General features: G+C 41.4%; 9 protein-coding genes. All 9 read left to right on the forward strand.

Translation table 11 applies throughout. The features are described 5' to 3' along the window. Window positions 1-6: 6 nt before the first annotated feature. The 9 genes from OQX61_RS17290 (at window position 7) to OQX61_RS17330 (ending at window position 11,908) form a co-directional block, all read left to right on the forward strand. Window positions 7-672, forward strand: a complete 666-nt coding sequence (locus OQX61_RS17290) for an ABC transporter ATP-binding protein (protein ID WP_265843045.1) — start codon at window positions 7-9, stop codon at window positions 670-672. A gap of 10 nt (window positions 673-682) precedes the next feature. Beyond that, window positions 683-1,924 carry an ABC transporter permease gene (locus OQX61_RS17295; protein WP_265843046.1) on the forward strand — a complete coding sequence of 414 codons (1,242 nt, stop codon included), beginning with the start codon at window positions 683-685 and terminating at the stop codon, window positions 1,922-1,924. 11 nt (window positions 1,925-1,935) lie between these two features. Then, window positions 1,936-3,111 (forward strand): ABC transporter permease, encoded by a 1,176-nt coding sequence (locus tag OQX61_RS17300; protein ID WP_265843047.1) that lies wholly within the window; start codon window positions 1,936-1,938, stop codon window positions 3,109-3,111. 35 nt (window positions 3,112-3,146) lie between these two features. Beyond that, window positions 3,147-4,535, forward strand: coding sequence for a sigma-54 dependent transcriptional regulator (locus tag OQX61_RS17305; RefSeq protein WP_265843048.1), 1,389 nt, complete (start codon window positions 3,147-3,149; stop codon window positions 4,533-4,535). Further along, window positions 4,519-5,817, forward strand: a complete 1,299-nt coding sequence (locus OQX61_RS17310) for an ATP-binding protein (protein ID WP_265843049.1) — start codon at window positions 4,519-4,521, stop codon at window positions 5,815-5,817. Before OQX61_RS17305 ends, OQX61_RS17310 begins: the two co-directional genes overlap by 17 nt. 334 nt (window positions 5,818-6,151) lie before the next feature. Continuing rightward, window positions 6,152-9,238 (forward strand): TonB-dependent receptor, encoded by a 3,087-nt coding sequence (locus OQX61_RS17315; RefSeq protein ID WP_265843050.1) that lies wholly within the window; start codon window positions 6,152-6,154, stop codon window positions 9,236-9,238. 23 nt (window positions 9,239-9,261) lie between these two features. Further along, a complete protein-coding gene (locus OQX61_RS17320; protein ID WP_265843051.1) occupies window positions 9,262-10,767 on the forward strand; it encodes a RagB/SusD family nutrient uptake outer membrane protein in 1,506 nt (501 codons plus the stop codon). Window positions 10,768-10,853: 86 nt separating this feature from the next. After that, window positions 10,854-11,417 carry a thiamine pyrophosphokinase gene (locus OQX61_RS17325; RefSeq protein WP_265843052.1) on the forward strand — a complete coding sequence of 188 codons (564 nt, stop codon included), beginning with the start codon at window positions 10,854-10,856 and terminating at the stop codon, window positions 11,415-11,417. After that, window positions 11,414-11,908 (forward strand): GNAT family N-acetyltransferase, encoded by a 495-nt coding sequence (locus tag OQX61_RS17330; protein ID WP_265843053.1) that lies wholly within the window; start codon window positions 11,414-11,416, stop codon window positions 11,906-11,908. Before OQX61_RS17325 ends, OQX61_RS17330 begins: the two co-directional genes overlap by 4 nt.

Genomic DNA, 11,908 nt, shown 5'->3' on the forward strand with positions numbered 1-11,908 from the left:
ATAGCTATGATACAATTAAAAAATATTGAAAAAGTGTACAGGACCGATACTGTAGAAACGCAGGCATTAAATAATATCAACCTTCGGGTGGCTAAAGGCGAGTTTTTATCCATTATGGGTCCCTCAGGTTGTGGGAAAAGTACTTTACTAAATATTATGGGCTTGTTAGATGCTCCTTCCAAAGGAGATATCCTGATCGATGCGCAGCAAACCTTATCCCTAAACGACCGTAAGCTGGCGAATTTCAGAAACAGCAAGATTGGTTTTATCTTCCAGAGCTATCATTTGATCAATGATTTGCAGGTGGTCGACAATGTAGAGTTGCCTTTGTTGTACCGGAATTCATCAGCTAAAGAAAGACGGATGCTGGCCACAGAGGCACTGGAAAAAGTAGGCCTGAGCAACAGGATTCATCATTTTCCAACACAGCTTTCCGGCGGACAAAAACAAAGGGTGGCCATTGCCAGAGCCATTGTTGGCAGGCCGGAAATTATTCTTGCCGATGAACCTACCGGAAACCTGGACAGTGCCATGGGTAACGAAATTATGAATATCCTCTTAGAGTTGAATCGGGTAGAGGGAACCACCATTGTCATGGTAACCCATGATCCGAATATGGCCCAGCGCACGCATCGTTTACTGCGTTTATTTGATGGTTCACAAGTTCAATAGGGGGATAGCTATGTTTAAGAATTACTTTAAAATCGCTATTGCTGTATTGAAAAGAAGGAAGTTTTTTACCTTCATCAGCTTATTCGGAATCAGCTTTACGCTAACCATCCTGATCGTGCTGACCGCTTTTATGGAAGTCTTGCTGAGTCCGGCCTATCCGGATGTGAACCGCAACCGTGAATTATTTATCAATTCCCTGGAGCTGACAAATAAAGATGGGAGCTACATGATGAAGGGCAGGGCAAGCTTCTATTTTGTGAATAATTTTGTGTCTAAAATGAAAACTCCGGAAAAGCTGACCATGCACTCCAGCAGGAGTACCACCAATGCTTATCCGAATGATCGGAAATTATCCGTAGACCTCATGTACTCCGATCTCGCTTTCTGGGACGTTTATCAGTTTAAATTTCTGGAAGGCAAACCTTTTAATGCACAGCAATTGAAAAATGCGGAGCAGGTGGTGGTGATTTCTGAGGATATGGTACACAAGTATTTCGGAGAAGGTGTCCCGGCTGTTGGAAAAGAGGTGGAAGTCAATAACTTAAAATACAGGGTGATAGGTGTGGTTAAGACAGTTCCCTCCACATTAATTTACATCCATTCGGATATCTACCTTCCTTATACGCTGGCCGCTAATACTTTGAAGGGAACCTCGTTGACGGGAGGTTACGTAGTGACCTTACTTGCCCATTCTTCGGCTGATTTGCCCGCAATTCAGGAAGAATATCAGCAACTGCTGAAAAAAGTTCCGCATCCGGAGAAGTATCATGATTTATTGTCTAGCTATGCAGATACCTATCTGGAAAGCTTTACCCGTGATGTATTGGGCAGGTCTGGTAGCTCTGGAAGAGATCGGTTCTTTCTGCTCATGGCTACGGTGATCTTTATCTTTCTCCTCCTGCCAACCGTAAATCTGATGAATATTAATGTGAGCCGAATCATGGAAAGATCCTCAGAAATTGGAGTCAGGAAAGCCTTTGGGGCATCGAGCAGGACGCTCGTCGGCCAGTTTTTGGTAGAAAATATGATTCTGACCGTATTGGGCGGTTGCATCGGTTTGATCCTGTCTCTGCTGATCATCAGTATCCTTAACTCCAGTGGTATTATCGCCAATCTGAGCCTGAAAATTAACTTCACTGTATTGTGCTATAGCCTGTTGGCTTGTCTGGTTTTCGGCTTGATATCAGGTGTTTATCCCGCCTGGAGAATGTCGAAACTAAACGTAGTGACCGCTTTAAAAGCCAATAATTAAAATAAAAAAATATGTTAAAGCACTTATTTAAATTAATCTGGAATAAAAAGAAGGAAAATTTCCTGCTCATTTCTGAGATCCTGATCTCCTTTATGGTCATTTTCGCTGTTTTTACTTTATTGGTCTACAATTATCAGAACTATAAGCAGCCGGCGGGTTTTGATGCGGAGGATGTATGGGCTGTTGACCTGGGCGTAATGAATATCAGCAAGCATAAAGATTCGGCAAGCGTCGTTCATGAAAATTTAAGGAATGTCATGAAAGACCTGCCTCAGGTAAAAAGTATTAGTTTTTCCAATGGTAATGTTCCTTTTGCAGATAATTATATTAGCATGGGCCTGACTTATAAAAAGAAGGAAATATACCCTGATGTCTATAGTGTAGAGGATGGTTATAAAGATGTACTTCGGTTAACCTTAGTTTCGGGAAGGTGGTTTTCTCCGGAAGATAATGGCCGGGAAAAATCAACCATCATTCTTAATGAGGAGGCTAAACAACAGTTGTTTGGTTCTGGAAATGCAATTGGAAAAACGATTACCCAGTATGATGATAAGATGAAGGTGATTGGTGTGGTTCAAAATATAAAGGGTCAAAGCGATTTTAAAGTGGCTACCGCAGGAGCTTATCAAAGAATTGATACCGGAAGGATCAGGGGGATGTCTCAAATGCTGGTACGGCTGATGCCGGGAATGGATGCTGCCTTTGAAGGTAAAATGTACAAACTGATTGCCTCGACTATAAAAAGCACGAATCTGGAAATCAAACACCTGGTGGATATGAAGGCGGAGAAAAATAAAGAAACGACGATTCCCATGATCATCTTTTTCATTGTCGCAGGCTTTCTGATTATCAATGTGGCATTGGGGATTTTCGGTGTGCTTTGGTACAACATCAATAAAAGAAGAGCAGAAATTGGATTGAGGAGGGCAATTGGTGCAACAGCAACGTCTGTTTCCATGCAGCTGCTGGGAGAAGCACTGGTGATTGCCACTTTTTCTTTAATCATCGGGTCTTTCTTTGCAGTACAGTTTCCCTTGCTGAAAGTTTTCGATTTACCGGCCTCCGTTTATCTCCAGGCACAGTTTCTGGCCATCCTGTTTATTTACTTGCTGGTGGTCATCTGCGCCTTATATCCGGGCAAACAAGCGGCATCAATTTATCCGGCTGTTGCTTTACATGAAGAATAAAGATATTTTTGATCAGCCTTATAAATACTTAGCCGATGATCCTGATAATTGATGATGATATAGCCGTTCGTACTTCACTGTTGCTTTTACTGGAGCAAAAGGATTATCAGGTGACTGCCGTAGCCAATGCTGCGGATGGTCTCGCCATGCTGAAAAAGGAAGCGATTTCTTTAATTATTCTGGACCTCAACTTTTCAATTGATACTTCCGGTAAGGAAGGAATGGCTTTGCTGAAAGAAATAAGGGCAATCGATGCCCGTTTGCCAGTGGTATTGATCACCGGATGGGCGAGCATCGATCTGGCTGTTCAAGGGATGAAACTCGGCGCAAATGATTTCATCAATAAACCCTGGAGTAATGATCACCTTTTACAAACTATAAAAACGCTGATCAGCTTAAAGGACCAAAAGGATAAGCAGGATGAACAGCCGACGGTATTCAGCAGGAAACAGCTCGACAAGGTTTATGATTTTCAGTCCATCGTTGCCGCAGATCCGCAGATGTTGGAACTGCTGGAAATTGCCGGCAGAGTAGCCAAAACTGACGCCTCAGTATTGATCACCGGAGAAAGTGGTACCGGTAAAGAATTGATCGCCGAAGCGCTCCACCAAAACAGCCTGCGTAAAAACAGGCCCTTTGTTAAAGTGAATCTGGGTGGAATTTCGACCTCTCTGTTTGAAAGCGAGATGTTCGGGCATGTAAGAGGTGCTTTTACCGATGCACGGAATGACAGGACCGGAAGATTTGAAATGGCCAATAAGGGAACGATCTTCCTGGATGAAATCGGTGACCTCGACGCCAGTAGTCAGGTGAAACTGCTCCGGGTACTGCAAGACCGCAGTTATGAGGTGCTGGGAAACAGCCGCACAAAAACAGTAGATGTGCGGGTGATTTGTGCCACCAATAAAAACCTGGCAGAAATGGTGGAAAAGGGACTATTCAGAGAAGACCTGTTGTACCGCATTAACCTGATCACCCTTAAACTTCCTCCTTTAAGAGAAAGAACCAAAGATATTCCATTGCTGTTAAACTTTATGATGGATAATTTAAGGCAGCTTTATAACCGTCCGGATTTACAGGTAAGCCCTGAGGCAACGAAATGGCTGAAGCAATTACCTTTGCCTGGAAATATCCGCCAGTTGAAAAACATGGTAGAGAGATCAGTACTGGTGAGTAGAACAAACCTGTTGGAGATAGCCGATTTTAGTACTCAGCTGGAAAAAACACCATTAGTACAAGCTTCCAAACTTCCTGATGTGGGTTCGATGACCCTGGAAGAAACGGAAATATTAATGATCAAACGCGCTTTGCAATTCCACCAGAACCGTATTTCTAAAGCTGCACTGGCTTTAGGGATCACCAGAAGCGCATTATACCGCCGACTGGATAAATTTAACATTCCCTACGATGAGACTTCGGACTAAATACCTTTTGTTCGTATGTATTTTACATGCGATAGCCTTGTTTTTAAGCTATTTTGTTTTCGAAAAGAACAAGCTGTATTTCCTGTTGGCGGAGGTCTTGATACTTCTTTCTGCGTTGATCTCCTGGCAACTGTACAATCAAATGATCCGACCCTTAAACTTATTGGTTCAGGGAGCCGATGCGATCAGGGACAGGGATTTTAACATTAAGTTTGTGAAAACCGGCACATATGAAATGGATCAGCTGATTGAAGTGTATAATCAGATGATTGATCAATTGAGAACAGAAAGAACATTACAGCAACAACAACACTTTTTTTTAGATAAGCTCATTGACCATTCTCCGGTGGGCATCATTATTTTAGACCATGACAATAGAATTCAGATGGTCAATCCGGTCGCGAAGAAAATACTGCATACCATTCCGGTTGAAGGATGGCTGTTAAAGGACATCGCACATCCCATTATAGAAGAGGTCAGGATCCTGTTAAAGGAAAAGAAAGGATCTGTTACGCTAAAGGGGGGAGCGGAATCCTATAAAATCCAGGTATCTGAATTTATAGACCAGGGTTTCTCCAGAAACTTTGTCATCATTCAGGAACTGACTACCGAGCTGCTATTGGCAGAGAAGCAGGGGTATGGTAAAGTGATCCGCATGATGGCCCATGAAGTTAACAATACCATCGGGCCGGTAAACTCCATTCTCGACTCGGCCTTGCTGATGGAAAAGGAAAGGAAGCCAGATAGTACCCTTGGCAATGCGCTTCAGGTAGCGATAGACCGGAACTACAACCTGAACATCTTTATGCGGAACCTCGCAGACCTGGTTCGTTTACCGGAACCGGATAAAAAGTACATGGACCTCCATGAATTGATTTTTTCGGTAGCCACCTTATGGTCTGAAACCGTCAGAGAGAAAAATATCAGCTTTGAGTTTAAGCTGGATCAGGTGCCCCTGATCATCTTCGCAGACCAGCTACAGCTGGAGCAGGTATTGATCAACATTGTGAAAAATTCAATAGAGGCAATCGGAGACAACACGCAGGGAGTCATCACCTTTGTGACGGAAAACAAGCCTAAAAGACTGCAAATCCTGGACAATGGACAGGGGATCTCAAAAGAAGCCGCTCCATTTTTATTCAGCCCGTTTTTTAGCACAAAAGGTGATGGACAGGGCATAGGACTCACTTTAATCAAGGATGTGCTCCTCAAACATGAGTTCTCTTTTTATCTCGCTGATAATGAGTCTGCAGGAGCCGAATTTTCTATAAACGTTCTGTAAAGCTCAAAAAACCGCTTTATTCTATTTAAACATTACGCAAACGTTTGATATTTTCCAGTTAAAAGGAGGTATTACGGAAATATGCGCTGTTTTCCCAATGCGTAGGAACACTTAATTGCGTCATTTTAAGATAAAAGCAAATTATTGTTTTAAATCTACGAAAATCGCTTCCCGGACAAAAATCGTCGCCAAGCAAATATCAAACGTTTGCGTGAATTTAATGAGCTTTCTGTCCGAAGCATGGTCCTTTAAGTCTCTAACTTTCGAGTCTTAAAAATGCCTGACGTCAATGTTGGGCAAATCAGACAACTAACTCATTTAATCAGAATAATTCATGACCAAGAATTACAACTTATTTAATTGGATTCCTTACTTCAGGAAATCCGTAATGACTCTAATCCTGGTGGCACTATCTGTGTTTACAGGGATGAGTCAGACCCCTAGCGTCAAAACCGGAACGGTGGTTGACGAAACCGGACTGCCTTTACCAGGTGTATCTGTAAAAATCAAAAACACCAGCGGTGGTACAATGACAGATAATGACGGTAAATTCAGTGTCAATGTTGATGATAAAGCCATTCTTCAGTTCTCTTACCTGGGTTACGATACTCAGGAAATCAGCGCTGCGGGAAAAGGACCTTTCAAAATCAGCTTAAAGCCAACAGAAAACTTAATGAATGAAGTGGTCGTAGTTGGTTATGTAACCAAAAACAAGTCACAATTGGTAAGTTCTGTTTCTACAGTTTCTGCTAAGAAATTACTGGATGTAACCAGTAATAGTACCTCTGCGATGTTACAAGGTAAAGCTTCCGGCGTAAACGTAAGTGTTCCTTCGGGACAACCAGGCGCTTCAACAAGCATTCGTATTCGTGGCACAGGAACATTAAGCTCAGGATCTGAACCATTAATGGTGGTAGATGGTGTGATTGGTGGAACTGCAAACCCTCGTGATATCGAATCGGTAAGTATCTTAAAAGATGCGGCAGCAACAGGCCTTTATGGTTCAAGAGCGGCAAACGGTGTAATTGTAATCACTACGAAACAAGGTAAAGCAGGTAAAACGAAAATCGATTATAGTGGCGCTTTTGGGGTGAACACCGCTTCAGAAGGAAACTTTAAAGTGATGAACGGACAACAGTTACATGATTACAGTACATACATGTATACCAATGACTATACAGGAAAACGTGCGGCATACATCAAAGAACTGCAAAAAACGATTCCTAATCCAACCCAACAACAGATTGATGATTTCCTGACAGAAAAGGAACTGGCATTGACCCTTCCAGGTTACTTAGGCAGTTTTATGCCTGCAGTTCCAGGTAATACAGACTGGAGAGATTTAGCTTTCAGACAAGGAATTACCAATAATCAGGCATTGAGCATCTCTGGTGGTGACGAAAAAACAAAGTTTTATATCGGAGCCAACTATTATGATGAGCAAGGTACTTTAGTAAATACAGACTATAAGAGCTTTAACTTCCGTACCAATCTGGAGCATAAAATCAATGATCGTTTTAAAGTAACGGCCAGACTTAATGCTGGTTTTACTAAAACAAACAATGATCCAAGTGGTGCTTTAGATCAATCTTATACCAACATGCCATGGGATAACCCATTTAATGCAGATGGTACTCCAAAATATGTGGATGCCAACTCGCAATGGTATGGTAGAGATAAAAGCAATTTCTTGTATGTAAGTGAATTTAACAGAGATAACTCCCGCGGACAAAATCTGACAGCAGATGTTAAACTGGAATACAAAATCACTGATTGGTTGAATTTTGCGACCTCTAACCGTTATACCGTGACCAATTCACGTGCGGAAAGACTGATAGATCCGCGTACACCAGGAGGAAAAGCGAATAGAGGAGAACTGTACAATGGTTACGGTTATACCAACTCTTTCATTACTTCTAACTTATTCAATGCAGCACATTCATTCGGTAAACATAACCTGTCGGGTATTGCAGGATTTGAATATCAGCAGAACTATGTGGACGGACTTAATGGTACAGGAACAGGAATCCTTCCTGGTTTAAGCTCAATGGATGCTACCGCGATTGCAAAAGGCCTTTCAGGTAACAGATCAATGAGCAGATTCGTTTCTGAGCTGTTCATGGGAGACTATAACTATGACAACCGTTATTTTGCCACAGTATCCATGAGAAATGATGGATCTTCGAAATTTGGCGCCAACAGCAGATATGGTTTATTCTACTCTTTCGGAGCGGGATGGAACATTGCTAATGAAAGCTTCTTCGAATCTAAAATCGTCAATACCTTAAAATTACGTGGTAGTTATGGGGTAACAGGAAATACACCAGGTGGCGATTATGCCCATTTGGACCAATACCTGGCCAATGTACAATACGGTGGTGTTCCCGGTGCTTTTCCGCGTAGTCTGCCAAACCCTAACTTAACCTGGGAGACGCCAACAACGATCAATGCAGGTCTGGATATCGGTTTATTCAACAGAATTGACTTGAGTATTGATGCCTACCAACGTACCAATAAAGACTTAATTCTTGATGTACCATTGGCTTCAGAATCTGGTTTCTATTATTCTACAGAGAATATCGGATCTGTAAGAAACAGAGGTATTGACATCGAATTGAACACTAAAAACTTAACTGGTGAATTCAAATGGAGTACCTCATTTAACATCGGTATAAACAAAAATAAAGTGCTGAGCCTTTACAGAGATCAGTCTATCGACAGAGGATACCAAAGAGTAGCCGTTGGTCGCGACCTGAATTCATGGTACATGGAAGAATGGGCTGGTGTAGATCCAAATAATGGGAATCCACTATGGTACATGACAAAGACGGATGCTAATGGCGTAGAATCAAGAGTAACGACAAACAATTTCGATAACGCAGACAGAAAATTTGTAGGTACTTCAACACCAGATTTTATCGGTGGAATCGGCAATGAGTTCTCTTACAAAAACTTTAGTCTGAATGCTTTTTTCAACTTTGTTTCGGGAGGTACTGTGTACAATTCTGCACGTGAGCTTTTTGATGCAGATGGAGCATATCCTCAATACAACAGCATGATCCTGAAAAGTGGATGGAGCCGTTGGGAGAATCCAGGTGATATCGCTACACACCCAAAAGCAGTAGCGAATGGAAATAGAAACTCCAACAAACCAAGTTCAAGATACCTGGAAGATGGTTCTTACATCAGATTACGTAACGTAACCTTAGGTTATACTTTATCTGATAAACTTACAGAAAAATTAAAGATGTCTAACGTTCGCTTCTTTGTGAGCGGTGACAACTTAATTACCCTAACCAAATTCTCTGGTATGGATCCTGAAGTTTCACTGGTTTCAGAAGGTAATAATTCTGTTGGTGTGAGTGGTACAAAATACCCGATCAGTAAGAAGGTGTTATTTGGTGTAAATGTTACTTTCTAAAAACTATTTTAAACAGAACAATCATGATTAAAAAATATAAATTGGCTGTAGCAGTATTATTGACGCTGACTGCTACATCCTGCAAAGATGACCTGGATTTAAAACCTTATAATGCTTTAACTACTGAGCAGATTGTAAATACTGTTGAAGGTCTGACAGCTGCAACGATCGGTACTTATAACTATATCAAAGACCCTTATTACATGCGTAATTACCACATGCTTTCTGAGTATGCAAGTGATAACGTATCCTTAAGTGGTACAACCACTGATGGGTTATTCTATGCCTACAATTACCAACACCTGAAAAATCAGGGCAATACAGAGCAAATCTGGCGTAAAGGTTATCAGGCGATTTATGGTACCAATGTGGTCATCGAAAAAGTTACGCAAAGTGATAATGCGGCAATGAATCAATTGCTTGGTGAAAACTATTTCCTGAGAGGAATGATCCATTTTGATTTGGTGAGGTTCTTCGGTCGTCCGTATACAGACAATAACGGAGAATCTTTAGGTATCGTAATCAAAACAAACAGCAACGTTAAAGAGCTGGGTTCCCGTGCAAAAGTGAAAGATGTTTATGCTTTAGTAGTAGCCGATTTGTTAAAATCGATTGAATTGATGGGTAGCACTAAGTCTAACATCTTTGCTTCAAAAGAAGTGGCAATGGCGCTTTTAAGTAGGGTTTACCTGTATATGGGCGACTATGATAATGCTTTTAAGTATGCTGATGAAGTGATTAAATCAAACAGATATGCTTTGGTTAGCTCATCAAATCTTGGAAGTTACTTTACGGTAGCTCCGGGTGGAGATCAGAAATCTCAGGAAACGATCTTTGCCATTAAACATGATTTAAAAGATGACCGTGGTGCTGATGCAATCGGATCAATGTATTTCACAGCTGGTGGCGACAATAGCTATGGCGAGATGTATGCCTCTCAGAGTTATAGAAACCTGTTGGATAAATTTCCTAACGATTTGCGTCATGCTTTCATCCGTCCCAATTACGAAAAAGATGGCGCTGGAAATGTGAAGCTGGATGCCAATGGAAACCCGATTCTGGCAAAGCGTAACGGATACCCAATATACTATGTGATGAAGTATTCTTATCAGGATGGTGTGGAAACATTAAGCTCTCCGGTGGTTGTGCGTCTTGCAGAAATGTACCTGACCAGAGCTGAGGCTGCCGTTAAATTAGGAAGACCAGCGGACGCTTTATCTGATGTAAACATCATCAGAGAACGTGCTGGTTTAAAAGGTCTGGAATTGTTTTCTGCAGGAAACATGATGGGATATACGGATGTATTAGATGTAGTATTGGATGAAAGAAGACTGGAACTTGCTTTTGAAGCACAACGTAAATTCGATGTGTTCAGAAATAAACGTACCATGGTTAGAAACTATCCGGGAACACATTTACCTTCAGGACAAGTTACTCAGGAGATTCCTTATACTTCTCCACGCGTGATTTATTACATTCCTCAAAGTGAGTTAACCGTGAATCCTAATCTGGTTCAAAACCCGGAATAGTCACAACAATAGTATTAAATAATTTAGGAAGGCCGGTATTTACCGGCCTTCCTTTGTTTTATGGGTATTTACAATATATTTGCTTTATGTCATCACATCACATCGTTAGAGAAAAACAAGAACCAGCATTATATATTAATGATCTGGGTGAGTTTAATGAGGAATATCTGGGCCAGCTGTTGGAGTGGAGTCCGACTTTAATCGTCAATGCGGCGCTTTATGAGAAAATGATTAGCCTGGGGCTAAAAGTTGATGTCGTAGTGAACCCTGTTGATCAGGAGTTTTCTCAGGAAAACACGATAGTCATTCCTGCAAAAGGAGAAGCCCTGGATGCTGTACTGGATTACCTGATCAAAGAAAAATATTCGGCAGTTAATGTGATCGATACCAAAACGGCTCTGAGAGAACTGGGGAGTTATATCGATGAAATCAATATCGTAGTATTCACCGCAACGGAAAAAGCATATGCCATAAAATCAGGATTCTCGGTATGGAAACCAAAAGACAGTGTGTTCCATATTGAAGTGCTTTCTTATTTTGAAACCAGTAACCTAAAACAAGAAGAAAACGGAGATTTCGTAGTGATCAATGACGGTTTCGTCACTTTCACTTTCAATACCGCCTGGTTGTTTATCAGCGAAAAGTTATGATCCTGCTTAGGAAAGGAAAAGAGAAAGACCTGATTGTTATCCAGGAGATCGCCAAAATCACCTGGGGGTCTACCTATAGCGGAATCCTCAGCCAGAAACAAATCGATTATATGTTGGAAAAGATGTATAATCAAGGTGTTTTGATGGAGCAACTGTTGGCAGGTTATGATTTTCTGATTGCAGAAATTGAGGCTAAAGATGTAGCCTTTGCTTCTTATTCAAGGTTGGGAGATCGCGAGGATGCCTATAAACTGCATAAGCTTTATGTTTTACCGGAAGCCCATGGTATGGGTGTTGGTAAATTACTGATCAATGAAGTGTTAGATAAGGTGAAGGAAGCAGGAGGGAAAAGCCTGGAGTTAAATGTGCTTCGCGCCAATAAATCCGTAGAATTTTATAAAAAAGCAGGCTTCATCATAAAAGAAACCGTTAGCCTGGATGTTGGCAACGGTTTCCTTATGGAAGATTATGTGATGGAAAAGACCATCTGA

Origin of the sequence: Pedobacter sp. PLR (assembly GCF_026239675.1) — a bacterium.
Taxonomy (GTDB): Bacteria; Bacteroidota; Bacteroidia; order Sphingobacteriales; family Sphingobacteriaceae; genus Pedobacter.

What these genes read in the sequence shown, in the direction of transcription:
- OQX61_RS17290 (WP_265843045.1), top strand. Translation starts at nt 7, where the DNA reads ATGATACAATTAAAAAATATTGAAAAAGTGTACAGGACCGATACTGTA.
- OQX61_RS17295 (WP_265843046.1), top strand. Translation starts at nt 683, where the DNA reads ATGTTTAAGAATTACTTTAAAATCGCTATTGCTGTATTGAAAAGAAGG.
- OQX61_RS17300 (WP_265843047.1), top strand. Translation starts at nt 1,936, where the DNA reads ATGTTAAAGCACTTATTTAAATTAATCTGGAATAAAAAGAAGGAAAAT.
- OQX61_RS17305 (WP_265843048.1), top strand. Translation starts at nt 3,147, where the DNA reads ATGATCCTGATAATTGATGATGATATAGCCGTTCGTACTTCACTGTTG.
- OQX61_RS17310 (WP_265843049.1), top strand. Translation starts at nt 4,519, where the DNA reads ATGAGACTTCGGACTAAATACCTTTTGTTCGTATGTATTTTACATGCG.
- OQX61_RS17315 (WP_265843050.1), top strand. Translation starts at nt 6,152, where the DNA reads ATGACCAAGAATTACAACTTATTTAATTGGATTCCTTACTTCAGGAAA.
- OQX61_RS17320 (WP_265843051.1), top strand. Translation starts at nt 9,262, where the DNA reads ATGATTAAAAAATATAAATTGGCTGTAGCAGTATTATTGACGCTGACT.
- OQX61_RS17325 (WP_265843052.1), top strand. Translation starts at nt 10,854, where the DNA reads ATGTCATCACATCACATCGTTAGAGAAAAACAAGAACCAGCATTATAT.
- OQX61_RS17330 (WP_265843053.1), top strand. Translation starts at nt 11,414, where the DNA reads ATGATCCTGCTTAGGAAAGGAAAAGAGAAAGACCTGATTGTTATCCAG.